Annotated in this window: 23 protein-coding genes; 17 read left to right on the forward strand and 6 right to left on the reverse strand. The window is 40.1% G+C overall.

What is annotated here, in order from left to right:
• Positions 1–55: 55 nt before the first annotated feature.
• The 5 genes from MHH61_RS17820 to MHH61_RS17840 all read left to right on the forward strand — a co-directional run bounded on the left by MHH61_RS17820 (position 56) and on the right by MHH61_RS17840 (position 5,321).
• A complete protein-coding gene (locus MHH61_RS17820; RefSeq protein WP_024427053.1) occupies positions 56–337 on the forward strand; it encodes a helix-turn-helix transcriptional regulator in 282 nt (93 codons plus the stop codon).
• 344 nt (positions 338–681) lie between these two features.
• Positions 682–1,248 (forward strand): flavin reductase family protein, encoded by a 567-nt coding sequence (locus MHH61_RS17825; protein WP_024427054.1) that lies wholly within the window; start codon positions 682–684, stop codon positions 1,246–1,248.
• A gap of 314 nt (positions 1,249–1,562) precedes the next feature.
• The gene (locus MHH61_RS17830) at positions 1,563–2,711 is read left to right on the forward strand and encodes an MFS transporter (protein ID WP_051149977.1); all 1,149 of its coding nucleotides are present in this window, start codon (positions 1,563–1,565) and stop codon (positions 2,709–2,711) included.
• A 191-nt stretch (positions 2,712–2,902) separates the two neighbouring features.
• Positions 2,903–4,834 (forward strand): T7SS effector LXG polymorphic toxin, encoded by a 1,932-nt coding sequence (locus MHH61_RS17835; protein WP_125587364.1) that lies wholly within the window; start codon positions 2,903–2,905, stop codon positions 4,832–4,834.
• A gap of 4 nt (positions 4,835–4,838) precedes the next feature.
• Positions 4,839–5,321 carry an antitoxin YezG family protein gene (locus tag MHH61_RS17840; protein WP_024427057.1) on the forward strand — a complete coding sequence of 161 codons (483 nt, stop codon included), beginning with the start codon at positions 4,839–4,841 and terminating at the stop codon, positions 5,319–5,321.
• A gap of 64 nt (positions 5,322–5,385) precedes the next feature.
• On the opposite strand, the gene MHH61_RS17845 is transcribed toward MHH61_RS17840, so the two are convergent.
• Positions 5,386–5,847: a macro domain-containing protein gene (locus tag MHH61_RS17845; protein ID WP_024427058.1), complete on the reverse strand. Its 462-nt coding sequence runs from the start codon at positions 5,845–5,847 to the stop codon at positions 5,386–5,388.
• Positions 5,848–6,074: 227 nt separating this feature from the next.
• Between MHH61_RS17845 and MHH61_RS17850 the strand changes: the two genes are divergently transcribed.
• Positions 6,075–6,656: an undecaprenyl-diphosphatase gene (locus MHH61_RS17850; RefSeq protein WP_125587365.1), complete on the forward strand. Its 582-nt coding sequence runs from the start codon at positions 6,075–6,077 to the stop codon at positions 6,654–6,656.
• 52 nt (positions 6,657–6,708) lie between these two features.
• Here MHH61_RS17850 and MHH61_RS17855 read toward each other — a convergent pair whose 3' ends face one another.
• Positions 6,709–7,080, reverse strand: coding sequence for an iron chaperone (locus MHH61_RS17855; protein WP_087975393.1), 372 nt, complete (start codon positions 7,078–7,080; stop codon positions 6,709–6,711).
• 545 nt (positions 7,081–7,625) lie between these two features.
• Here MHH61_RS17855 and MHH61_RS17860 point away from each other — a divergent pair.
• Both MHH61_RS17860 and MHH61_RS17865 read left to right on the forward strand, forming a co-directional pair.
• Positions 7,626–8,738, forward strand: coding sequence for a tetratricopeptide repeat protein (locus MHH61_RS17860; protein ID WP_041109178.1), 1,113 nt, complete (start codon positions 7,626–7,628; stop codon positions 8,736–8,738).
• A gap of 455 nt (positions 8,739–9,193) precedes the next feature.
• Positions 9,194–9,427, forward strand: coding sequence for a hypothetical protein (locus MHH61_RS17865; protein ID WP_024425111.1), 234 nt, complete (start codon positions 9,194–9,196; stop codon positions 9,425–9,427).
• Between the two features lie 40 nt (positions 9,428–9,467).
• Here the strand turns inward: MHH61_RS17865 and MHH61_RS17870 are convergent, their stop codons facing one another.
• Together MHH61_RS17870 and MHH61_RS17875 are read right to left on the reverse strand one after the other, a co-directional pair.
• Positions 9,468–10,163, reverse strand: a complete 696-nt coding sequence (locus MHH61_RS17870) for a YoaK family protein (protein WP_024427061.1) — start codon at positions 10,161–10,163, stop codon at positions 9,468–9,470.
• 67 nt (positions 10,164–10,230) lie between these two features.
• Positions 10,231–12,063 carry a DNA ligase D gene (locus MHH61_RS17875; RefSeq protein ID WP_125587366.1) on the reverse strand — a complete coding sequence of 611 codons (1,833 nt, stop codon included), beginning with the start codon at positions 12,061–12,063 and terminating at the stop codon, positions 10,231–10,233.
• 115 nt (positions 12,064–12,178) lie between these two features.
• On the opposite strand from MHH61_RS17875, the gene MHH61_RS17880 reads away from it, so the two are divergent.
• Entirely contained in the window at positions 12,179–13,027 is an 849-nt protein-coding gene (locus tag MHH61_RS17880) for a Ku protein (RefSeq protein ID WP_024425113.1), read from the forward strand.
• Between the two features lie 217 nt (positions 13,028–13,244).
• Here MHH61_RS17880 and MHH61_RS17885 read toward each other — a convergent pair whose 3' ends face one another.
• Positions 13,245–13,688 carry a DUF2188 domain-containing protein gene (locus MHH61_RS17885; RefSeq protein ID WP_125587367.1) on the reverse strand — a complete coding sequence of 148 codons (444 nt, stop codon included), beginning with the start codon at positions 13,686–13,688 and terminating at the stop codon, positions 13,245–13,247.
• Positions 13,689–13,853: 165 nt separating this feature from the next.
• Between MHH61_RS17885 and MHH61_RS17890 the strand changes: the two genes are divergently transcribed.
• From MHH61_RS17890 to MHH61_RS17905, 4 genes are all read left to right on the forward strand, one after another.
• Positions 13,854–14,327, forward strand: coding sequence for a VOC family protein (locus MHH61_RS17890; RefSeq protein WP_125587368.1), 474 nt, complete (start codon positions 13,854–13,856; stop codon positions 14,325–14,327).
• Positions 14,328–14,375: 48 nt separating this feature from the next.
• Positions 14,376–14,789 (forward strand): Rrf2 family transcriptional regulator, encoded by a 414-nt coding sequence (locus MHH61_RS17895; protein ID WP_125587369.1) that lies wholly within the window; start codon positions 14,376–14,378, stop codon positions 14,787–14,789.
• A 101-nt stretch (positions 14,790–14,890) separates the two neighbouring features.
• Positions 14,891–15,742 (forward strand): SDR family oxidoreductase, encoded by an 852-nt coding sequence (locus tag MHH61_RS17900; RefSeq protein ID WP_125587370.1) that lies wholly within the window; start codon positions 14,891–14,893, stop codon positions 15,740–15,742.
• A gap of 155 nt (positions 15,743–15,897) precedes the next feature.
• Positions 15,898–16,806: a DMT family transporter gene (locus MHH61_RS17905; protein WP_024425118.1), complete on the forward strand. Its 909-nt coding sequence runs from the start codon at positions 15,898–15,900 to the stop codon at positions 16,804–16,806.
• Positions 16,807–16,818: 12 nt separating this feature from the next.
• Here the strand turns inward: MHH61_RS17905 and MHH61_RS17910 are convergent, their stop codons facing one another.
• The gene (locus tag MHH61_RS17910; RefSeq protein ID WP_041085125.1) at positions 16,819–17,010 is read right to left on the reverse strand and encodes a hypothetical protein; all 192 of its coding nucleotides are present in this window, start codon (positions 17,008–17,010) and stop codon (positions 16,819–16,821) included.
• A 110-nt stretch (positions 17,011–17,120) separates the two neighbouring features.
• Here MHH61_RS17910 and MHH61_RS17915 point away from each other — a divergent pair, with 110 nt between their 5' ends.
• The 4 genes from MHH61_RS17915 (at position 17,121) to MHH61_RS17930 (ending at position 24,081) form a co-directional block, all read left to right on the forward strand.
• Complete coding sequence (locus MHH61_RS17915) at positions 17,121–19,337, forward strand: RNA ligase (protein ID WP_125587371.1); 2,217 nt, start codon at positions 17,121–17,123, stop codon at positions 19,335–19,337.
• A gap of 64 nt (positions 19,338–19,401) precedes the next feature.
• Positions 19,402–20,112 (forward strand): DUF421 domain-containing protein, encoded by a 711-nt coding sequence (locus MHH61_RS17920; RefSeq protein ID WP_025093253.1) that lies wholly within the window; start codon positions 19,402–19,404, stop codon positions 20,110–20,112.
• A 225-nt stretch (positions 20,113–20,337) separates the two neighbouring features.
• On the forward strand, positions 20,338–20,916 hold the full coding sequence (locus MHH61_RS17925) for a TetR/AcrR family transcriptional regulator (RefSeq protein WP_025093252.1): 579 nt from the start codon (positions 20,338–20,340) through the stop codon (positions 20,914–20,916).
• Between the two features lie 21 nt (positions 20,917–20,937).
• The gene (locus MHH61_RS17930; RefSeq protein WP_125587372.1) at positions 20,938–24,081 is read left to right on the forward strand and encodes a bifunctional cytochrome P450/NADPH--P450 reductase; all 3,144 of its coding nucleotides are present in this window, start codon (positions 20,938–20,940) and stop codon (positions 24,079–24,081) included.
• Positions 24,082–24,140 lie beyond the last annotated feature (59 nt).

Here is a 24,140-nt window from a genome sequence, read left to right on the forward strand (position 1 = left end):
ACTGTAAGGTTAGCTAGTACTCATTTGAAGTATTTATTCAGGAAAGGGGGTGATAATGATGGAGAATAACTCGAAGTTACAGCAGGCGACAAAAATATATAAAGCACTCGGTGAACCAACCCGATTAAAAATTGCTCGTTTGCTTGCTAATGAAGCAAATTTATGTTGTTCAGATATAGGAATAAAACTTGAATCAATTGCTGGATCAACTTTATCCCATCACTTAAAACAATTAACTGATTGCGGGCTAATGAGTACTTATAAAGAAGGCACATATATATACTACAGCCTAGACCGTGAGTTGATTGGAAAGTATGCTCCATATGTGATGGAGTAATTTTTCTTATTTCTATACTTAAGGAAATATAGAAATAAGAGGTATGATTTTTCTTGTCCGGATTATGGCTAAATTACTCGATAGGTATCCTCATCTAAATTTTGAGTAGATCCATTACTAGTACTTTATATAAAAAAGCTAAAGCGAACCATCTATCTTTATCATAAGTGCGTTAAATTCAAGGGTGTCACCTTTATAAAACATTTTTAAAGAAACTGTAAAGATCACTTTTTCTACATGCAAAAATCAGCTCTTTACAGCTAATTTTTCAAACGTTCGGTTAATTTATGAAATTAAATCTAAATTTCTAGAAATACCGAAATAAAACCAAAAGGAGAAAGATAATGAGAAAAAATATTGGAGCAAAATCTTACGTGTTACCACAACCAGTTTTTATTATTGCAGCGTATGACGAAAATGGAATTCCGAATGCCATGGCTTCTACATGGGGCGGTATTAGTAATGAAAATGAAATTTCAATCTGCATTAGTTCAGAACGAAAGACGTTAAAGAATATTATGCTGCATGGTGCATTTACCGTAAGCATGTCAGATGCGTCTTTTCTTGAGGCATGTGATTATCTTGGAAATGAAACTGGAAATGAGGTTCCAGATAAATTTGCAAGAGCTGGATTTCATGCAGTTAAGGCGGACTTTGTTGATGCACCACTGATTGAGGAACTTCCATTTGCGTTAGAGTGTAAAGTGAAAAGTTATAATGAAAAAGAATGGCGCATGATTGCTGAAATCGTGAACATCAGTGTTGAGGAGGATATACTAGATGAGAAAGGTAAAATCAATCTGGATAAATTCAGCCCACTTGTATTTGATAGGGGAAGTAGGAATTACCATAAAATAGGAGAAAAAGCAGGGGATGCTTTTGAGGATGGACTGTATCTTAAGAACAAGTAAAAATCTGCAAAAAAGTGGCTTTTCTCTACCGAGGAAGGCGCCCATAGCTTTTACTTATCTTGTTTGAGAGTTACATTTTCAACTACCACTGCTTTTTCAGAACCTGTAACTGAATTGGAACTTGTTCCTGTCTACATTGTAAAAGCCAGTATAACAACGGCTGTCAAAGCAAGTTCTCCAAAAGTATAAGAAGCGTAACACTTTAAGCTCTTTACAGTTAATTTTTCAAGCGCTCGGTTAATTTATGAAAATAAATCTGTATTTCTAGAAATATCGAAATATAAAACAAATAGGTGTGAATTATTTTGTCAAATATGTGGAAAATTTATTTATTAGCTGCCATTAGTTTTCTTAATGGTACATCAGAATATGTTATTGCGGGAATCTTAGACAAAATTGCTGAGGCTAATCACATTTCAGTTTCATCTGCAGGACAGTTAATCACTGTGTTTTCAGTAGCTTTTGGTGCAGGGACACCCTTTCTAATTGCTATGTTTGCTCGAATGGACCGAAAAAAACTTCTTGTCTATGCTTTAACCGTTTTCTCTGTCATTAATATTCTTATTGCGATAATAACAGGGTATGAAATGCTAATGTCAGCTAGAATAATCTCTGCCCTTAGTGCTGGTGTTATGCAAGTCACAGTTCTAACCCTTGCTGCAGTTTTAGCAGCTCCAGGAAAGCAAGGAGGTGCGATTGCTACAGTTATTATGGGACAAAGTTCTGCTTTGGTTGCAGGTGTACCTATAGGAAGAGTTGTGGCTTCACATTATGATTGGAATGTCATATTCATTGGAATTGGGGCAGTAGGATTACTTTTCTCTGTCTTAACTTTGTTTGCTATACCAAAAACAGTTGCTGAAAAACCCGTACCTTTACGTGAGCAGTTTAAATTTTTTATGAGACCACGTATCGCAGCATACTTGCTTATAACTTTTCTATGGTTAGGTGCATATTCCGTTGTATTTACGTATATTTCACCATATTTCCTAGATATATTCGGCATGAGCAATCATGGGGTAACGACAGCACTCTTTATTTTTGGGATTGCTAGTGCTATTGGAGCTCAATTAGGAGGCTTTAGTACAGATAAGTGGGGGGCATTTCGTACATTAACTGGAGGAATGTTACTCCATGCTATTGCACTATTGCTCTTCCCGTTTATCGGTCAGTTTGCTTTTCTTTTCTATGTATTACTTATTTTCTGGGCGCTTGCAGCTTGGTCTTCCGGCTCGCCAATACAATTTCAGTTAATAAGCCTTGCCCCTGCTGCGGCAAGCATTGTGCTTAGTTTGCACAGTGCTTTGGGACAACTTGGAATGGCAGGTGGAGCTGGTATCGGCGGTATTGCTGTCAAAAATGGTTTGTTGAATTATCTTCCTTGGATTGGGGCTTTTACTCTTGCTATTGCTGTCGGAGTCACAGTTCTTGACAAGGTTCTATCTAAACGAAAAACAGTTTAAAGAAACTCAGAGCACTCTTTTTATAAAATAAAAAGTGGTTTCATTCAACCTCAACATGATGATGTCCAAACCGTCGCATCAAGAAGGAGCTCTGGAGGATAATTGGTTAAAAAACGATAAAGTGGATTAAAGTGTAAGACTCCTTATGGTATTCTAGTAAAAGAATATTCCATAAAAGGAGTCTTTTTTATATGAAAATATTAGATGCTCCATCTTTACTGTCAGCTGTCGAACAAAGATCAAAAGTCTATCAGGAGCTTCGAGACGAAATGCAGCATGTGAAAATAGCATTAAAAAGTGTGTCGGGATTAGGTGATGAATTTACTGGAAAAGGTGCAGACAATATCAAAGCCTTTTATGAGGATCTTGCGCTTTACACGGACACTTATCTTGATTTTATTGATATGCAAAAAGCTTTTTTAGATGGGGTAAAAGGAAAGCTTGATGATGAATCGTTAGGCGGGAGTACATTTATTGATGAGCATTTCTTAGACGCTCAACTGAAACAAGGGATTCAGAATAATAAAGATATGGTCAAGGAACAAAAAGAAGCCCTATCCACTATTTTTGATGACATCAGTGATCTCATAGAACTGAATGTATTTTCAAGTAAAGAGGTCAATGAACATTTAGACGATGCGAATAAAAAAAGAAAAGAGGCAATTGATGCTGTACATAAATTAGATCATGCCCTAAAAACAGAATACGCAAAATCAGAAGCGATTGAGAAACATCTTACAACCTTTTATACAAAAATGATGGCTGCTACAGGAAAAGGGAAAAATGCGCAGCCAATGTATTACGATGCAAAAGCATTTCATGAGACAGATGTGTACAAGAATCATGATAAAATCGATGCACAGGTGAAAGCATATTTAAAATTGAAAAAAGAAGAAAAAGAGAAACGAAGAATCAAAGAATTGAAAGAAAAACTCAACGATCCTTCGTGTATATCAGAAGAGAAATACTTTGAGATTGTAAACGAAATTGGATATGAGAATCTTTCTTACGATCAAAAAATGTATTACAGCCAGCTTCTCCAGATCAAAGCGCAGGAAGAAGCATCAGAGGGGTTTATTGATGTTGTAAAAGGTGCAGCAGTTGGTCTATATGATGTGGCCAAAGATACAGTAGTTGGCATCTACGATCTTGTGACAGATCCTGGAGGTGCCGTTGAATCGGTCGTAACGGCTGTTTCACATCCAATTGAAACATCGAAAGCGATTGGAAAGTCGATTTCAGACTCATTCCAAAAAGAAGTCATCGATGGTGATGCATATTCTCGATCACACTGGTTCGCCTATGCAACTGGTTCTCTAGCAGAAATCGTCTTTGGTTCTAAAGGGGCAGGTGCCATTACAAAAACGGGGACAACAGCGGCAAAAACAACGGTGAAGAAAGGCCTTGAACAAGGAGCAAAATCATTAGACAATGTCTCTATTCCGAATCTATTGCCATACTCACCAAAGTTTCAAATGGCTGGCGGCCCGAAGCTGCCGTATAACGTGTTTGACGGAGAAAATCTCAAAAATAAACTCCTCTCTATGGCGAAGCGTCTAGACAACAATTCAGGATACGGCATCTCTAAGACAGGCAGACGCTTACCAGCACCAAAATCACCACCAACCGTTGTCAGTTACGGAGATCACTATGTGAGATGGAAACGTAAAAAAGTGTTAAAACCAAATGTTGTTTATTCAACAAAGCAAGGCTACACCTACACAACCGACCACTACGGACGTATTGTCAAAGTCGAAGCAAGTGATTTAAAATACGGAGAGGTTAAAAGAAACCAATATGCCCAATCCAATTCAGGGAAGCCGGATCGATTAATGGATGATGATGGAGGTCATTTGATAGCGTCTATTTTTAAAGGTTCCGGGGATATTGATAACCTTGTTCCGATGAGTTCACAGATTAATCGTAGTGGTGGGAAATGGTATCAGTTGGAGCAGGAATGGTTGGCAGCCTTGAGGAAAGATCCACCTCAGACAGTATCAGTTTCCATAGAAAGCATTAGATATGAAGGAGATTCTATGCGACCAACTTTATTTAAAATTAAGTATAAAATTGGAGCTAGGAGAGTTAAAAAGGTATCGATTGAAAATAAGCCAGGAGGTTAATTCAATGGAAATGGAACCATCGAATGAAGTTTATCAAGAAATTTTGAATACAATAAATGAAATAATACCTGTTGATTGGGAGAATGTTTTGCTATATGCGGAAATTCTGGATGACTCTCGTGAAGTTTATTTTTTCTTTAATACAAACAAACAACAAGAATATATTTATTCTCATGATATTCCTGATATATTTGAGGTCAGTGAAAATATATATGATGACTTATTAATTAATTTACAGGATTCTTTTAAGAAACTCAGAGATGAATTTAAAATTAATGAGCAAAAAACTTGGACAAATTTAACGCTGAAAATCAAGAATAGGAATCGATTTACCATTGATTTTAATTATGATGATGTATTGAACTCTCATTACAATACCTATCAACGAATGGCTATTTGGGAATATGAAAATTTGGGATATCTCCCTGAAGATGAGGAAGATAAAGAAGCCGTATTAAATTATATAAAAAATAAAGACGATAACTAACGCACAATACCCTCCAATTTAAGGAGGGTATTTCTCATATATGTTTCATAAAATCTCATTTCCATTATCTAAACCGATAAACCGTCACTTCACAATCACCCAGCACCTCTTCAATCATCTCTTCCACAATCGTCCAATCGCCGCCTGCTAATCCGCAGCCGATCCCGTATGGAATGGCGATGGACGTTGGGTTTTTCTCTTCAGGTGATTGTGTCACTGTATCCTTTAGGTGTTGAAAGCAGTTGCGTAAGGCATCGTAGTCTGTTTGCTGTCTTGTTCTTCCGTATCCAGCTTGGGCAAATAAGTTGGCCATTGTTTTTCCGTCTTTTGTTGTGATGAGTTGAACGGAGCTTAACAAGTCATCTCCTTGTTCTGTACATAACTGTTTATAATCTTTGTACACATTCGGATATTTGCTTTTGATCTGTTTCGCTAATCCAGCTCCCATGACTCCTTTACAGTTCACCTGGTGACAAATGATGTCTTCGCTTGCCTCTAATATATTGCCGTCTACCGTTTTGATCATATGCAGTAACCCCTTTTTGATAAAATGCAAACTTATGTTCTATTATAACAGTTTTGTTCCTGTGATTTAATAGCTTTTGATGAGTTTTTAGTTAGTACATGAGTTCAGGTGACAGCAAAGTGACAAACATGTCATATGATTCCATGGTTTGTTCGTTCGATCGATGGAGGCAGACATCTCATTACAATTATCCTTATCGTAAATCAAGTAAAAAGGGATGAAATGAGATGCGGGGACTTAATGAAGATTTATTTAGGTGGGTGAATGAACTCAGTATCGATCATGGTTACTTGAATCCCATATTTATTGGACTAGCTGAATATACAGTGCTGCTGGCAGCGCTCGTGTGTCTGTTCGTATGGTTTCAAAATCGCAGCAGGTACAATAGGGCGATGGTCGTTTCTGCCGGACTGACCTTCGTACTCGCCGAGTTACTTGGGAAAATCGCTGGGGGGTTTTATTTTAATCAGCAGCCCTTTGCAGAAATGAGCCGCGTCAATCTTTTGATTCAAAAGGAAGTGAATAACTCGTTTCCGAGTGATCATACCATCTTTATTTTTTCGATTTGCGTGATCTTTTGGCTGTTTCACAAACGCCATATGTATTGGCTGATCATTGCGTGTGCTGTTGGTTTTTCAAGGATTTGGGTAGGTGTTCATTATCCATTTGATGTCTTAGCAGGAGCTGCTATAGCGTGTTTAACAGCCGTCGCCGTTGTATATTTGCCGATATGCCAAAGGAGCGTTGATGCCCTTTTGTCATGTTATGAATGGCTTGAACAAAAATTGGTAGGGAAGAGAACAAAATAATATTGTTGCAGCAAAATACCCCGATCTGCTAACGCTGAGATCGGGGTACTGTTTATTTTCGCCAAAACGTTGAACAATCCGCTTTGTCTTCGATATTAAATGCGATGATTTTTTTTAGGAGAGGATAATCAACTGGCAAGCTTTCTTTCATGCGAAACAGATTTTTTCCATGATCGTACCCAGCTTGTACAATGTCAGCTGAAAATTGATCAATTCCTTTTGCTTCTGGTGCGACAGAAATGTGATGTTTTGCCACGCTAAACCCAATAATAAATGTGCCGTGATCTGTGAACATGGGCTGATTCCAAGCAATTCTTGGCTCTAATTGAGGGAATGTGTCTTCTACCCATTGTAAGATGTCTTGAGTGCGCTGCTTCAGCTCGGGGTTACCGATTTTGCTGATATATTCTTCAAACACATGCATGATATTTTATCCTCCCAATTCATCTACCTCATAAGCCTCAGACGGGATTCGAACCCGCACTCCTTTCGTAAGCATAGGCTAGGGGCAACACGCTTCCCTACGGAATTTCACCGACAGGAATTTCACCTGTCTCAGCTCATGTGCTTTTCGGTGCTTCTGAAACCCTTGCCTTGCGACCCGCCAGCTACACAATTTGTTTTACGGCGCTCTTCCCTTCTAGAGCTACTGAGGCGTGTAAGTGATTGATCATATTATATAAAGAAACTGGATAAATGAAAAGCTGCTATGAACCATCATAAGATTAGAAAGCCTCGACATTGGGCTTTTTTCATTTCATCTCGAGATGTTTATTTTAAAAAAAGGCGGAATTTTTTCGCAAATATCGTTGACTAGGAGAAAGAAACGCACTTTCAATGGAAACGGTTGTTGAAGATTCAGGTGATTCATATTAAAATGATGTCAAATGGACTAATTAGCAATTGCTAATAGAAGTTCCATATTTAGTGAATTCATGTGTTTTAGCTGAAGGTGATTGGGGGTGTAGAATGAGCAAAGTTCCTGTTGCGGAATTGGCATCACTATTAAATGACTGGAACATGGAAATCAAAAAAGATCATGCAGATGAGGCAGAACGGTTATTTGCCAAAGCGAAACAAGCGGTAGAGGAAATTGACGATGCGGATATCCTCATATACTATTCTCTTCTTGAGAAGAGGCATCACATTCTTATGTACAATTTAAGAGGGCAAAAGGGCAATGTTTCAACGAAAAGCATAGAGGGTCATTATGGAAAAAAAGAAGATGACCTGTCTAACCGTCTTGCCTATTATTTTGATTTTTATGAGGGTGTGTATGAGCAGCATCAAGGTAATTATGAGGTTGCATTGCAAATGTATCAAAGTGCTGAAAAGCTCTTAGATAAAATTCCAAGTGAGATCGAACGTGCTGATTTCGATTTTAAAGTGGCATGGCTTTATTACCGGCTCAGTCATATCATGCTCTCATTAAGCTATATCCGCAGAGCGCTCCACGTTTATAAGCGACACAAGCAGTATGAAAGAAGAACGGCCCTATCATACTCTCTTATAGCAGCGAATCTAACGGAGATCGGCCGGTATGAAGAGGCGCTTGAGAATTATCGTCTGGCGGAAGAAGTTTTGACAAGCGAGCAGGATGATTTTATGCTGGCTCAGCACCATCACAATGTGGCCATTTTATATTCATTTTGGAATAAACCGAAGGAATCGATACGTCATCTTGAAAAAGCACTGTCCCATCAAGAGTATTATGATTCAGATTTCTTTTTCCATTCTACGTATCTGATCAGCCGGGAACTCTGTGTGATTGGTGAAAAGCAGCGTGCAAGCCAATATATAGAGGCTGCATATGCCAGAATAAAAGATGCTTCTCATGAAGTGTTTCAGCTAAAAATAGGCATCGTACATGATCTTTACTTAACGCATGCGCCACAAAGATTTCAGCAAATTGATGAGAAATTAAGAAAGTTAGAAGAGAAGAATGAATATCATGAAGTAAAAGAGCTATCACAATTTGCAGCAAAATATTGTGAAAAGCAAGCACTTTATGAGCAGTCTGTTTTTTACTTGAACAAAAGTTTAGAAGCGGATTTACATATGAAAAGAATGGGGTTGATTTAAGATGAAAACAGGATTAAAAGTATTATTCGTTGTCGGTTTAGCGGTCGCTGCGACTGTTCTATCGCAAGACGTTGCGGGTTCATTCGAAGTTGCAGAAAAAATCATTGGTGGTTAATACCTTTATCTCTCGCCCTTGTTGATGATCGTCAGCAAGGGTTTTTTGCGTCTTTAATAGGCTCTTCTTATTAAACGCTCCAAGAACGTTTAATAAGAAGAATTCGCAACAAAGGGGGTGTGCAAATTTATTACCTGCTCCATTATTCTAAATAAACATAGGGCAGAGCAACAAGTTAAAAAGGTCACTTTTCTTTGCTTAATTTAATTTTTTGCAGGACTTTTCATTCAAATTTTATCAAATTGGTCTAATGTACATAGAAGGAAAGAAAAAGCAGGAGCACCGCCCCATTTGTCATGCATATGATGAGATAAGGTCTGATTTGAAGGCAGGTGATTGTATGTATCCACGGGTTTATGGTGGTTTTCATGGAGGCGGTTTTAGCGGAGGCGGAGCACATATTGGGCCGGTTGGTTCCCATATCGGCTTTGGCGGGTATTATTTGAGTCCTGGTGTATTCTCTGGCTTAGGCGGTTTTCCCGGGTACGGAGGATTCGGGACATTTTCTGGATATCCATATGGTTCAACGTTCATCATGGGACGCCCTCCTGGTTTTTATGTCAGGAGTTATTAGTGTAAGATCACAATAATTGAAATAGCCGTCTAAAGAGAGGCTATTTCAATTGGTGAAAGTGCTTCAATCCAGCAGTTATCACAATGATGCCTAGAATGATGATCGGCAGCCATATGATGATAAACGGATCGTAACGATCTGTGTATGCAGCAATAGCTGCACCTAGGCAGTAGAAGACAATAGAGCCTATTCGCATCAAGCTTACAAGCTGGATAGGAGCCTTTCTTTTTTCCCGGTATGATATGCGCTGGGCTGCATCTTCAAATAGGTTAGCAAGTGTACTTGTGAGAACGGTTGTGGAAATGCCAGCAACATTCAATTTACGTGCGGCCGCCGTTTGCATGCCCATAGCCATACTTAAAAGAATGATCAGCATAAAGTAAGCACCTTGTGTATAAGGGAAAATGGTCATGAGAGCAAATAGAAGCAAAATCATCAATTCGATGATAAAAATGCGGGTTACGGCTTTTGGCCAAAACGTTTTCTCGTGATTTCCGCCTATCACCACTGCAAGTAAAACCCCTAAAATGAATCCACTTAGAGCAATGATGGAATGAAGGGCTGTTAGCTGCAAGGAGCTTCCTGCTGCAATGCCAAGCAGCACAATATTACCTGTCATATTGGCTGTAAACACATGCCCAAGGCTTAAATAGCCAATCACATCCACAATTCCTGCGGAAAGACATAAGAAAATCAAAGCTGTATTTCGAAATGAATGTGCGGTCAAAATAGTCATCCCTTTCTTCCTCTCTAATGAATAAGTGTAACGCTTCATGACCGCAAATGTCCATCTGATGAGATGGTCACATTTGTGCAAGCTGATGTAAGACTTGTCTAAAAGCATCATCATTCACAAGGTGCCTCATGCGGCGGAACGGATCGCCCTTTTCCTTTAAACGCTCTATAACAGCCGGCATCGTAAAAAGAGAAGGATGAAGCTCATCATGATAGAGTTCGTCCCATTCAAGCGGTGTCGCAACAAGTCCAAGCTCATTTCCTCTTGGAGAATACGGAGCGATGATTGTTTTCCCAGCATCGTGCTGAATGTAGTCTAAATACAAGCGATTGCCGCGTTTTTTCTTAAGGCGTTCCAGAGTAAAAAGATCCGGTGCTTGCTCACATAAAAATTGGCATATAAATGCGGTGAATTGTCTTGTTTCTTCGTATGTGAAGGCGTTTTTCTTTAAAGGAATATAGACTTGAAGCCCTTTACCTCCGCTTGTTTTAATAAAGGCTGTGAGAAAAAGCCCGTCTAAAAGCGCTTTGATTCGTTTAGCCGCTTCTATGGCTAGATGAAACTCATTTACAGATGGCGGGTCTAGATCAAAGACGATTTCTGTCGGCCGATCCGTATCTCTTGTCTCAAAAGGGATATGAAATTCCATCGCCAGCTGGTTGCCAAGCCAAAGAAGCGTACGAGGATCATTACAGACCGTATAAGAAATATCATCAACTTCATCTGTTAAAACAAAATCCGGCGCATAATCAGGTGTCGACTTTTGATAAAAGAATTTGTCTCCAGTGCCATGCGGATACCGAATTAAAGTAAGACGCCTTTCACGTAAAAAGGGCAAAAGGTAGGGAGCCGCTTGTCTTAAATAAAGTAAGTAATCTGCCTTGTTTAGTTGAAGAGCCGGGACAATCGGTTTTTCTGGGTGAGTGACGTCTATAGCAGCAGGGAGTGGATACAGCTGTTTGAGCATGTGCTGAAATGTACATGCTGCTGGATCAACATCTAGTAAAAAGGAAGAAAAACGCGGCTCTCTTAACGCCGATCCATCAAAGGATATACAAGCAATGCTGGCAACGATAGAAGGAGGGATTTCGTATAAAGATCCTCCTGTTAACTGGCCTTTTGTCTGAAATAGTGTACGCAGCGTTTGTTCTTCTTCTTTAGAAAAACCATGCTTGAATTGGACAACCTCGATGAGAGCCGAATCTTGATAAATGGAACCTTGAAAATAGCCATTTTCTTTGTCAAAACGGGTGACAATGACAGAAACATACCGCCAGTTTTTCATTTTCAGCCATTCTTTTGAACGAGTATTGTCATGCCACTTACTCACCTTTTTTTTCGCTACTAGTCCTTCTGCTAAATACGTCGTCATCACGTTTTTCATGTATTCAGCGTCTGGGTCTGTATGAATGACCTGCAAAAGGGAAGGGTGCTCAAGCTCAACTGAGGAGGGGAGCTTTACTTCTTGGAATAATTGCTGCAGCTGATTTTTTCTTTCCATCAGCTGTAAATCAACGAGAGGTTTCCCTTTGCAGCTTAATAGATCGAATGCAATGAAATGACACGGAAATCGTTCAGCCTGTCGTTGTATGGCTTCTTTGTTTTTCAGCCTGCCTCTTTGCTGAACCTTCGCAAACTCGCTTTGCTGTTCACTCAGTAAAAAGACCAATTCTCCGTCAAGTGCCAGCGGTAAAAAGGGAGCAAATTGGTCTCTTAATTGCTCGCACTGCTCCATCACTTCAGGAAATTGCTTATTTAGCCGTTTTCCGGTCCTGCTTTCTAAACGAATCTCGTCTTCTTCCCAGACAAGAATAGCCCGAAAGCCATCATATTTTAATTCATACACCCAGTCTGCACCGGCAGGTATATCATGTGCAGGTGTTAATCGCATAGGTTTCATTGTGCATGTCACTTCCTTATATCGTGTGTTCTTAGAGTGGGATGAAATTTTCAATCACATACATAAGTCTGATGAAAACATTACATAGTAAGGAGAAAAGAACGGAGGAAGCGCGATGCATACAGTATGGAAAGGCGGCATTAGTTTCGGATTGGTCAATATTCCAGTCAAACTGTTTACCGCTACAGAGAACAAAGACATTAAATTAAGACAGCTGCATAAAGAGTGTCACACGCCCATTAACTACAAAAAAGTATGTGCCAATTGCGGTGAAGAAGTAGCGCCGGAACAAATCGTGAAGGCGTATGAATATGCGAAAAATAAATTTATTGAATTGGACGATGAAGAGCTGGAAAAACTGCGAAAAGAAAATGAAGAAAAAGCCGTTGAAATCATTGATTTTGTAAAGATTGAGGAGATTGATCCAATCTATTACGAAAGAAGTTACTTCTTATCACCGGATACCGGCGGAGCGAAGGCTTATTCATTATTAAGAAAAGCTTTAGAGGAATCGGGGAAAATTGGTGTCGCTAAGATTATGATTCGCTCAAAGGAGCAATTAGCGATCGTTAGGTGCTATGAACATATTTTGCTGATGGAAACCATTCATTTCCCTGACGAAATTAGACAAGTATCAGATGTGCCGAATATCCCCCAAGAGGAGAACATTGTAAAGAAAGAGTTAGATACAGCGCTCCTTTTAATCGAGCAGCTGACCACAACGTTCGATCCAGCGGCATATCAAGATGAATACAGAGAACAGCTGATGAATTTAATTGGCGATAAAATATCTGGAGAACATACCGTTCAGCCAGAAACGACAGGCAAAAAAGATCCTGCAGCCAATGTGACAGATTTAATGGCCGCACTACAGGCTTCGATCGACCGATCAAAACCAGCCAAAGCGAAAAAAGCAGCCCCTAAGAAAAGAAAAACTCCAGCGAAAAAAGAAAAGAATGCATAAAACAAGACCGCTAACAAGCGGTCTTAAATTGTTGACAAAAGACTAAAATGATCTTTATTTTAGCCTTTTTTTTCCTTCAGCGTGATAGAAAACCTTTGCAGCCCTAGGAAGGACGAGTACCGGAGCGGAGCGAATTTAACATTCGTGAGCACCGGCACGCAGGACTGACACCGAATGCGAGGGTTTGTCTACACGCTAAGACCGCTGACGAGCGGTCTTATTGCGGTTTTAACACGTCCTGAATCGTCCCGTCTTTTCGATGAATGACAACGGAAGTTCCTTTATTAGCTGAAATCTCCTTTGCCCGGTCAATTGCTTCTTGTTTTGTTTCTTTGACCTCACTTGCTCGTTTCGCTTTCTCTGTTTGAATCGCCCAGCCTTCCTCGTGTTTCACTACATGCTGCGCATGATCCATGAGCTCTGGTCTTGCGGAGCTGCTGCTCTCTGAAGGTTTGACAGAACCATGAGATGAAAAATTCTCTACCTCTTTCTCCGCTGCGTTCTTTTTCCACTCTTTCGCTTGACTGATTGCAATTGGAATGGCTCTATTTTCCTCATAGCCTTCCTGAATCATTTTATTGGCAATCTCAAGCGCTTTTTTTCGAATGACGTTGTCTAATGATTTAAATGAAGCTGGATAATCGTTCATCGTCCAAGGCATATGGACCGCTCCTTTCTGTTATTTTATTTGAACACCTTCCCCCATCTGCAATAAATCAAACATACAATGTCTCTCAAACTAATGTTAGGGATAAAATACATCGTTTTGCTGAGGCAGAATATCATTCATTCACGCAGAATAGAAGATAGAAAAGGAGTGATTTTGATGATGATGAAAGGTTTGTATGAAGCACATTTACCTGTGAGTGACTTGAAGACATCTATTGCGTTTTATGAAAAATTGGAATTGACACTTGCTCATGAAAATGAAAGAGTTGCTTTTTTATGGATTGAGAAAGGAAAGAGCTGGCTTGGACTGTGGAAAGTAGATATAAATGCCTATCCATACCATCCTTCGACTCGTCACGTTGCCTTTCAAATTACAACGTCCAGTATCGAACAGATTAAGACTTGGCTGATTGAAAGAGGCATCAGTATTCACCCAATGTTTGGTTTTTCAGAAGAAAAGCAGCCTTTAGTTCTCGATAATCCGCCGCAATTTCATGCAGCGATCTATTTTCTTGACCCAGATGAGAATCTGCTAGAATGCATTGCGCCGCTTGAACTTGATACAGCAGAAGACTACGATATCATGACATATGAGGACTGGGATCAAAAGAAAAATCCGTTTATTGATTGACAAAATCACTCATTGTAACTATATTGATTACAACGGTGGTGAAAGATTGTGAAACAAATTAGCAGCAGGTATCCGATTGCTGTTCATATTGTGTCATTTATTGCAGGTGTTCCAAAAGAGTGTACTAGTGATTTTATTGCAGAGAGCGTGAATTCAAATCCAGCCATTGTTCGAAAAATGATGGCAATGCTCAAACGGGCGGGTCTCATTGAGATTCGCCGCGGTGTGGGCGGTGCTTATTTAAAAAGACCGGCTGAGGACATCACGCTGTTAGATGTGTACCGTGCTGTGGATGTAAGCGAGGATGAGGAATTATTTAACTTTCATCAGCCCGTCATCGCATGCCCGATTGGTCAAGCGATGGACACGAGACTTCGGCATGAACTAAAAGAAGCACAAGCTGCACTTGAGAATCACCTAAAGCAAGTGACAATTCAGCAATTATTGACAAAGGCGGAATAAAAAAGCTCGTACTTTGGAGCTTTTTTTACACCTTTGTTGTAACCATTTTGATTATAACGTATGCACATCACCGTTAAACGAAAAATGAGGAGGTCAAACAAATGAAATTATTAGTAACAGGTGCAACAGGACAACTTGGATCGCTCGTCGTCAAGCATTTGCTCGCAAAAGTACCGGCTGAACAAATTGCAGTCAGTGTTCGAAATCCGCAAAAAGCAGCACATTTGAAGGATGCTGGGGTGGATGTACGCCGTGGAGATTTTACTCAGCCAGATACCCTGACATCAGCATTTAAGGGCATTGATCGTCTGTTGATCATTTCAACAGCGGATGGTGACCGCGTCGAGCAGCATAAAGCAGCAATTGAAGCGGCGAAAGCAGCAAATGTGAGGTTTATTGCTTATACAAGTGTTGTCAATGCAAGAGAGAGTCAGCTTGTCCTTGCAAATGACCATGCCAAAACAGAAGAAGCCATTTTGGCCTCTGGCATTCCTCATGTATTTTTAAGAAACAACTGGTATGTTGAAAACGAAAAAGATACGATTCTGGCGTCAGTCAGCGGCGCACCATTTTTAAGTCCAATTGGAGAGGGCAAGGTTGGCTGGGCAACAAGAAATGACTACGCAGAAGCGGCAGCAAATGCGTTAACACTTCCCGTACATGATCAGGAGATATATGAACTGTCAGGACCTCTTCGGACGCATAGTGAACTTGCACAAATTGTTAGTAAGGTGAGTGGAAAAGAAATCAAAGTAGAAAAAATAGATGTAGACACATTTGGAGACTTTTTAGCTTCAAATGGTGTACCAAAAGAAGCAGTGCCATTTGTCAAAGCCATTCAAAGCGGCATACGCGATGGTGCTTTAGCTGTCGAAAGTCAAGATTTCGAAACATTACTAGGCCGGCCGTTAACACCTATTGAAGAAAGAATTCGTGAATTGATTTCAGAATAAACAACAAAAACGCCCTATGAAAAGGGCGTTTTTTTCCATCCAAAAAGCTCACGCCAGTTTTAAAAAATCATCTTGCCACTAAGTGAATGGACATAGTAAGATGACGACATACAAGATGAACTGCTCATCTACTGCTGATGTAAAGGAAGCTGCTAATGGAAATGAAGACAACTGCTCAAACGAAATCAATTGCACTGCCGCTTGTGATTTCAATTATTGCTATTTCGTTTTCTGCAATCATTGTGAAATGGTCAAATGCACCTGCTGCTATTTTAAGTATGTATCGAATGATTTTTGCGGCGGCTCTCATGCTGCCGTTTATCTTGCCAAGAAAAAAAGAATTTCTCTCGATAAAGCGCAGAGACTGGTTTTTCTTATGTACCTCAGGCTTCTTTTTAGGGCTTCACTTTGTGTTATGGTTTGGCTCACTGAAGCTGACGACAGTGGCAAGCTCTACCATTATTATCGCCCTTCAGCCGATGGTGTCCTTATTAGGAGGATTCCTCATTTTCCGTGAACGAACAACAATGTCTGCAATATTAACGATGTGTGGGGCGATTGTTGGTGCCCTCATGATAGGCTGGGGAGATATTGGTCATAGCAAGGAAGCCATCTTAGGAGATATTTTATCCTTTTTGAGTGTGATCGCTGTTGTTTGTTATTTGTTAATAGGCCAACAGGCTGTTAGAAAAATATCTCATTGGATTTATAGTTTTTGTGTATTTGGCTTTGCCGGTCTTTTTTTAATTTTATTCAACCTGCTTCAGCAAACTCCTTTTATAGGCTATCCGGTTAAAGAGTGGGGAATCTTTTTATTGCTCGCCATTATTCCCACGATGTCTCATGTCATTAATAATTGGCTATTAACCTATGTTAATGCGACTACCATTTCAATGAGTATTCTAGGTGAACCTGTTGGGGCAACGATCCTTGCTGTATGGCTGCTTGGAGAGAAAGTCACGCTGCTTCAAATGCTTGGCGGTCTGCTTGTTCTTTTAGGCGTCTTCTTCTTTTTGATGCAGCAGCGTCAAGGAATCGTGATGAAAACAAAAAAATCCGGTTAACTCCCGGATTTTTTACTCTTTTAAATCGTTTTTTTCAATCACTTTGTTTAATCTTGCCTCGATTTTTTTCAATTCCATTCGTTTTCTTCTGATCATGCGAAACGCGATGACAATGATTGTCACAATAAAGGCAATGAATAGAAGAGAGAACACTTGAAATAGAAGATCTCCCATGTTGAATGCCATATTCTCTCCATTAAACATACGTAAAACCTCCTTTTCTATCTATATATTACCATAATCAATAAAAGATTGAGATTTATCCATAATTTATCTATAATAGGTAAAATATCACTCATTAAAGGAGAACCAATATGAGAACTTTAGTCCTTTTACGAGGTCTCCCAGGCGTAGGTAAATCAACATGGATCAAAGAACAAGGCTTAGAGCCTTACACTTTATCAGCGGATCAAATCCGGCTGTTAACTCAGCCGCCGCAGCTATCAGTCAATGGGAAACTAGACATTTCAAGCAAGCATGACCACAAAGTTTGGTCTTTATTATTCGATCTACTCACAGCCCGTATGGAGCGCGGAGACTTTACTGTGATTGATGCGACACATATTTCAAGTAAATCGATTTCTCAATATAAGTCTTTAGCGACATCTTATCGTTACAGGGTGTATGTCGTCGATTTCACGCAGGTCTCCCTTGAAACAGCTCTTTTGCAAAATCGCTCACGTGAACCTCACAAAGTGGTGCGGGAATCTGTTTTGTATCAAATGAACGAGCGGTTAAAAACAGAAAAGGTCCCGTCATGGGTGACTGTTTTGCAGCCGGAGGATTATCCGCAAGTGATGACTTATCAGCCTCGATCCTTTGATCAATATGAGGCCATTCATGTTTTCGGAGATATTCACGGTTGTTACACCGCACTTACCACCTATTTGCAAGGAGACATCAAAGAAAACGAGCTTTATATCTTTGCAGGTGACTTGCTTGATAGAGGAATAGAAAACAAAGAAGTATTAGAATGGATGCTCGCCCATAGGGAATGCCGGAATGTCATCGTCATTGAAGGCAATCATGATCAGCATTTATACCGGTTTGCACATGGTGAAAAAGTTAGAAGCAATATGTTTAATCGTCATACTGTGCCTGAAATCGAAGCAGCAAACTTTGATTTGAAGGAAGTACGAAAGTTTGTCAGAACCTTTCATCAGCTTACTTATTTTACGTACCATGATCAGACATTTCTTGTTACACATGGCGGGCTTGCTCATTTGCCAGAAGAACTTCTGCATGTCTCAACACAGCAGCTCATTCACGGCGTAGGAGAATATTCAGATGATATTGATCACTTATTTGTTCAAAATACGGCTGGGCTGGATATCATCCAAATTCACGGGCATCGCAATTTATACAGACTGCCTATTCACGCAGCGGAAAGGTCTTATAACCTAGAAGGTCAGGTTGAATTTGGGGGGCAGCTGCGGGTGTTGAAAATCACAGCTGACGGGATTGAGACTCATGAAATTGACAATCCAGTCTACAGAGCGTCTGAGAAAAAACAATCGGCTGCTGTTCAGCCAGATATTTCACTGGATGATTTTTTAGCTCATTTAGATCAGCATGAATACGTACAGGAATTAAAGCTTCCGCACCATATTTCATCTTTTAATTTTACGAAAAAGGCTTTTAGTGAACGGCAGTGGGATGATGTGAATGTGAAAGCAAGAGGTTTGTTTGTTAATATGGCTTCTAAGCAGATTGTGTCTAGAAGCTACAATAAATTTTTTAACATTGATGAGCGTCCGGAGACAAGAATGCAGCATTTAGTGAACCATCTTCAATTCCCTGTCACCGTATATGATAAAGCAAATGGATACTTAGGAACTGTTGGGTATAATGAAATGGAAGATGAATTGGTGTTTACATCCAAATCCTATACATCACATGTGAAACAAAATCAGCATGCTTCATGGGTCGAAGAGCTATTTAATAAGACCTTCAGTGACGTGCAGGCTGATTACATTAAATCATATGTGCGTGACCACCATGTATCTCTTGTGTTTGAAGTCATTTTGCCAAAAAAAGATCCGCATATTATCACATATGAACAAGATCAACTCATTTTACTTGATATTGTGAAGCGGCAGTTAAGCTATGAAAAAGCACCATTCGCTGAAGTGAAAAGATTAAGTGAACAGCTTGGAATATCCTGCAAGCAGGAAGTGGCTGTTTTCCATGATTGGACGTCTTTTTATAAATGGTATCAGGCTGTCTCTCATGATAATACAATTAAAGAAGAGGGGTATGTCATTGAGGATGATCAAGGCTTTATGACCAAACTTAAGCTCCCTTATTATCAATTCTGGAAGCAGATGCGCGGGATGAAGCAGCGCGTTGCAGAGAAGCGTACCTCGCAAAAATATATGCAGGCTTTGCAGACAGCGGAGCAAGCAAGATTTTATACATGGCTTCTTGAGCAAGAAGCAGATCATGTGAGGAATAGCTCAATTATTGAACTGCGATCACAATTTGAACAAAGCGGTACTGTCCAATTGAATAATGATGAAATAAATGCATAGTCTAACAAAGAGTCTTTTCTAAGGAAAAGGCTTTTTTTGATGCAATTGAAAGGTGGACACTTGCATGCCTGGCCATATTGAAGTCATTCTTCGGACGATGTTTGCTTTTGCGATTTTATTTGGAGGAGCACGTCTTTTAGGGAAACAAACCATTGCGCAAATGAATATTTTTGATTTTATAGCAGCCATCAGCTTAGGTTCAATTGCAGCGAACCTGGCGTTTAATACAACGCTCCCGCTTCAGCACACAACGATTTCCTTTGTGTCACTTGTCATGATTATTTATGTGATTTCCCTGCTTGCATTAAGAAGCCGGAAGATGAGAGGGTTGATGGCGGGTAAACCAACACTTGTCATACAAAATGGAAAAATTCTTGAAGGAAATATGAAAGGGATGAGATATACCCTTGATTATTTAAATCAGCAGCTGAGAGAAAAAGACATCTTTGATATTAGCGAAGTTGAATTTGCAATGATTGAAACAGATGGGCATATGTCAGTGAAAAAATACCCTTCGTTTGAAAAAGTCACGCGGAAGGACCTTCATTTATTCATGGAGGCAGAGCGTTACATGCCGATTGAAGTCATCATGGACGGGAAACTCATCCAAAAAAACATACAAGAAAATCAATTAACAGAGCAATGGATAGAAGAAGAGCTGAAAAAAAGGCAGCTGTCCTTAAAGGACATTGTTTATGCTGTCCGTTCAAGTAATGGAAGCTTATATATTGATACATATGACGACCATATTCATTCCCCAATCGATCAGGAATGAATGTGTAGTGCTGATGACACCTGCATGACACACATTTGACAATCTTTATAAGTCCTTTGGATGTCATATGACTAGGTATCATTTCTCAATTATTATTATTTTCAGAAAATGTAGTGACGGAGTAAAATAAGTATGTTTAAGTATAAATAGATGAAATTAAAATATTAATATAATATATCAATCGGAATGAACGTTCATTCCTACGTTTTAAAAGGAGGGGATGAAATGCCAGCAGTGACTGATAAACAAGAACAGATCATGAAAGCTTCGCTGGAACTATTTATTGAACGAGGCTTTGATGGCACCACAATGCCGATGATTTCAAAAAGAGCAAACGTCGGAGCGGGCACCATTTACCGTTATTTTGACAGCAAGGAGGCGCTCGTCAATATTTTGTACCAGCGCAGCCTCTCAGCATTTATCGAAAAAATGAACACAAACAGTCCAGATCCAAAGTTAAGTATTCGGGCGTACTTTAAGCATGTATTTTATTGCTTAGTTTTATTTACAAAGGAGAATCCAAGCGGGCTGTATTTCTTAGAGATTGATAAACGATCTCATTACTTAGACGAGACGAGCAAAGAGAAAATGCAGCAACTGTTACATGAGCTTTTCCTTATCTTTGAAGAAGGGAAAAAGGATGGCATTCATCCAAACCTCTCAGGCAGAACCATTTTATCCATTGTATTTGGTGCCTTCGTGCAGCTGCATAAACAAATTCTTGCAGAAGAAATAGAGCCAACGATTGAATTTTTAGAGGATATTGAGCAATGTTTATGGCGCGCCATTAGCATTGCATCTTAAAGAAATAAAGGGAGTGGGCATATGAAGCAAACATCAATCATTCCAAAACCAAAAACATACGGACCTTTAAAAAATATTCCCCATATAAAAAAGGGAGAGCTTGCTCAAACCTTTTGGCGGCTGGCAGATGAATTAGGACCGATCTTTCAGTTTGAATTTTCAAATGCAACAAGTATTTTTGTTTCCAGCCATGAACTTGTCAAAGAAGTTTGCGACGAAAGTCGTTTTGATAAATTTATTGGAACTAGTCTGAGTAAAGTAAGAGCATTTGCAGGGGACGGACTATTTACAAGCTGGACAGAAGAACCGAACTGGAGAAAGGCTCATCAAATTTTGATGCCTGCATTCAGCCAGCAGGCCATGAAGGGCTATCATGAGATGATGCTCGATATTGCCACACAGCTTGTTCAAAAATGGCAAAGAACAGGCCGCGATGAAGAAATTGAAGTAGCTGAGGATATGACAAAGCTGACTTTAGATACGATCGGCCTTTGCGGTTTTGATTTTCGCTTTAACAGCTTTTATAAAGAAAATCAACATCCGTTCATCGACAGCATGCTGAAAGGCTTAAATGAAGCAATGGAGCAGTCGAGTCGATTGCCAATTGCAGATAAACTTATGATCAAAAGAAGAAAAGAATTTGACCAGCATGTCGATTTTATGAAGCAATTAGTAGATGACATTATTCAGGAACGAAGAAAACAAGATAAAGCGGGCGATGATTTACTGTCTCTTATGCTGCATGCAGAGGACCCTGAAACAGGTGAACGTTTATCCGATGAAAATATCCGTTATCAAATCATCACCTTCTTAATTGCAGGCCACGAAACAACAAGCGGGCTGCTATCATTTGCGATTTATTTCTTACTGAAGAATCCAGAGAAATTAAAGAAAGCCGTTCAGGAAGCAGATGAGGTGCTGCAGGGCGAGCTTCCGGCATTTAAACAGGTGCAAAAGCTAAGCTACACTCGTATGGTGTTAAATGAAGCTCTCCGCCTCTGGCCAACTGCGCCTACGTTCTCTCTTTATGCGAAAGAGGACACAGTAATCGGGGGAAAATATCCGATTCAAAAAAATCAAAGTGTCTCTGTTCTGCTCCCTAAATTACACCGTGATCCAGCGGTATGGGGCGAGGATGCTGAAGAATTTAAACCAGAGCGGTTTACACATCCTGAGAAAATCCCGCAACATGCCTACAAGCCTTTTGGGAATGGACAGCGTGCATGTATCGGTATGCAGTTCGCCCTGCATGAAGCTACGATGGTTCTCGCGATGGTTCTGCACAATTTAGAGTTAATTGATCACACATCTTATGAGCTTGATTTAAAAGAATCTCTCACAATTAAACCTAACGATTTTAAAATCAAAGTGCGGCCAAGAAAGCAGCAATTCTTTATGGCACCGCCGAAAGAAGAATCGAAGAAAAGCACCAAATCTAGTGAGTCAAAAGTGGCGAGTCACGGTACACCGCTGCTAGTTTTATACGGATCAAATCTTGGTACGGCAAAGCAAATAGCGAACGAACTGGCTGAAGACGGGAAAGCAAAAGGATTTGATGTAACCACTGCGCCGCTTGATGACTTTACACGCCAATTGCCAGACACAGGTGCTGTCTTCATCGTGACCGCTTCATACAACGGACATCCGCCTGACAATGCGAAGCAATTTGTGGATTGGCTGGCGCAGGATGAAGAGCAGGATTTATCAAACGTGACATTTGCTGTCTTTGGATGCGGAGATCGAAATTGGGCGAGTACGTACCAGCGGATCCCCCGTCTAATTGATGAAGCTCTAGAAAGAAAAGGAGCCAAACGTGTAGCTGATTTAGGAGAAGGGGATGCAGGCGGTGATATGGATGAGGATAAAGAAATCTTCCAGAAAACAGTCTTCGAACAGCTTGCAAAAGAATTTAAGCTCACCTTCCAAGAAAAGGGGAAGGAAAAACCAAACCTATCAGTTTCTTATACGAATGATCTAGTGGAGCGTCCTGTAGCTAAAATATATGATGCCTTTTCAGCTGTTGTATTGAAAAATGAAGAATTACAATCAGAAACAAGCACGCGGCAGACAAGACATATTGAACTGAAATTGCCTGCTGGCAAAGCATACAAAGAAGGGGATCATATCGGGATTGTGCCGAAAAATAGTGATGCACTCGTTGAGCGTGTGACCCGCCGCTTTAAACTAGATCCAGAGCAGCACATTAAGCTTTCATCTGATAAAGAGGCAAGTCATTTACCATTAGATCAGCCGATTCCAATCAAAGAATTACTCGCCTCGCATGTTGAGCTTCAAGAACCTGCGACACGTACACAGCTAAGAGAGCTTGCAGCACATACGGTATGTCCGCCTCACCGCGTGGAACTTGAACAAATGGCTGGTGAAGCATATCAAGAAGCCATCTTAAAGAAACGAGTAACCATGCTGGATTTATTAGATCAATATGAAGCATGCGAGCTGCCATTTGTACACTTTTTGGCGCTTTTACCAGCTTTGAAGCCGCGTTATTATTCGATCTCTAGCTCGCCAAAGGTAGATGAAGAAAAAGTCAGTATCACAGTGGCAGTTGTCAAAGGTAAAGCATGGAGCGGCAGCGGAGAATATGCCGGAGTCGCATCAACCTATTTATGTGGTCTGAAAGAAGGAGAAGAAGTAGCGTGCTTCCTGCATGAAGCACAAGATGGATTCCAGCTGCCCCCTTCATCAGACATACCGATGATTATGATTGGACCAGGTACAGGAATCGCTCCATTTAGAGGATTTGTTCAGGCAAGAGAAGTGTGGCAGAAAGAAGGGAAGCAGCTAGGCGAAGCCCACCTATATTTTGGCTGCCGTCACCCTCAGGAAGATGATCTGTATTTTGATGAAATGAAGCTTGCAGCGCAAAACGGCATTGTCCATATCCATCGTGCTTATTCTCGTTACGATGAGCAAAAAGTATATGTTCAGCATTTGTTGAAAGAAGACGGCGGCATGCTGATCGAATTGCTTGATCAAGGTGCTTATCTGTATGTGTGCGGAGACGGAAAAGCCATGGCCCCAGATGTAGAGGCTACACTGATCGATCTTTATCAAAACGAGAAACAATGCTCGAGAGAAACAGCTGAAAATTGGCTGACAACCCTCGCAAATGACAATAGATATGTAAAAGATGTGTGGAGCTGACAAAGAGGAAAGACCGCCTATTAGGCGGTTTTTTCTATTCTCATAGAAAGAGATCGATA

It is taken from the genome of Bacillus sp. FSL K6-3154, from assembly GCF_040869395.1.
Taxonomy (GTDB): Bacteria; Bacillota; Bacilli; order Bacillales; family Bacillaceae; genus Bacillus; species Bacillus safensis.

Coding starts and splice junctions, on each gene's coding strand:
- MHH61_RS17855 (WP_087975393.1), bottom strand. CDS start 7,080: ATGCATGTGTTTGAAGAATATATCAGCAAAATCGGTAACCCCGAGCTG.
- MHH61_RS17920 (WP_025093253.1), top strand. CDS start 19,402: ATGCCTGGCCATATTGAAGTCATTCTTCGGACGATGTTTGCTTTTGCG.
- MHH61_RS17915 (WP_125587371.1), top strand. CDS start 17,121: ATGAGAACTTTAGTCCTTTTACGAGGTCTCCCAGGCGTAGGTAAATCA.
- MHH61_RS17930 (WP_125587372.1), top strand. CDS start 20,938: ATGAAGCAAACATCAATCATTCCAAAACCAAAAACATACGGACCTTTA.
- MHH61_RS17860 (WP_041109178.1), top strand. CDS start 7,626: ATGAGCAAAGTTCCTGTTGCGGAATTGGCATCACTATTAAATGACTGG.
- MHH61_RS17850 (WP_125587365.1), top strand. CDS start 6,075: ATGCGGGGACTTAATGAAGATTTATTTAGGTGGGTGAATGAACTCAGT.
- MHH61_RS17890 (WP_125587368.1), top strand. CDS start 13,854: ATGATGATGAAAGGTTTGTATGAAGCACATTTACCTGTGAGTGACTTG.
- MHH61_RS17840 (WP_024427057.1), top strand. CDS start 4,839: ATGGAAATGGAACCATCGAATGAAGTTTATCAAGAAATTTTGAATACA.
- MHH61_RS17870 (WP_024427061.1), bottom strand. CDS start 10,163: ATGACTATTTTGACCGCACATTCATTTCGAAATACAGCTTTGATTTTC.
- MHH61_RS17820 (WP_024427053.1), top strand. CDS start 56: ATGATGGAGAATAACTCGAAGTTACAGCAGGCGACAAAAATATATAAA.
- MHH61_RS17830 (WP_051149977.1), top strand. CDS start 1,563: ATGTGGAAAATTTATTTATTAGCTGCCATTAGTTTTCTTAATGGTACA.
- MHH61_RS17875 (WP_125587366.1), bottom strand. CDS start 12,063: ATGAAACCTATGCGATTAACACCTGCACATGATATACCTGCCGGTGCA.
- MHH61_RS17900 (WP_125587370.1), top strand. CDS start 14,891: ATGAAATTATTAGTAACAGGTGCAACAGGACAACTTGGATCGCTCGTC.
- MHH61_RS17865 (WP_024425111.1), top strand. CDS start 9,194: ATGTATCCACGGGTTTATGGTGGTTTTCATGGAGGCGGTTTTAGCGGA.
- MHH61_RS17835 (WP_125587364.1), top strand. CDS start 2,903: ATGAAAATATTAGATGCTCCATCTTTACTGTCAGCTGTCGAACAAAGA.
- MHH61_RS17845 (WP_024427058.1), bottom strand. CDS start 5,847: ATGATCAAAACGGTAGACGGCAATATATTAGAGGCAAGCGAAGACATC.
- MHH61_RS17910 (WP_041085125.1), bottom strand. CDS start 17,010: ATGTTTAATGGAGAGAATATGGCATTCAACATGGGAGATCTTCTATTT.
- MHH61_RS17825 (WP_024427054.1), top strand. CDS start 682: ATGAGAAAAAATATTGGAGCAAAATCTTACGTGTTACCACAACCAGTT.
- MHH61_RS17905 (WP_024425118.1), top strand. CDS start 15,898: ATGGAAATGAAGACAACTGCTCAAACGAAATCAATTGCACTGCCGCTT.
- MHH61_RS17925 (WP_025093252.1), top strand. CDS start 20,338: ATGCCAGCAGTGACTGATAAACAAGAACAGATCATGAAAGCTTCGCTG.
- MHH61_RS17880 (WP_024425113.1), top strand. CDS start 12,179: ATGCATACAGTATGGAAAGGCGGCATTAGTTTCGGATTGGTCAATATT.
- MHH61_RS17885 (WP_125587367.1), bottom strand. CDS start 13,688: ATGCCTTGGACGATGAACGATTATCCAGCTTCATTTAAATCATTAGAC.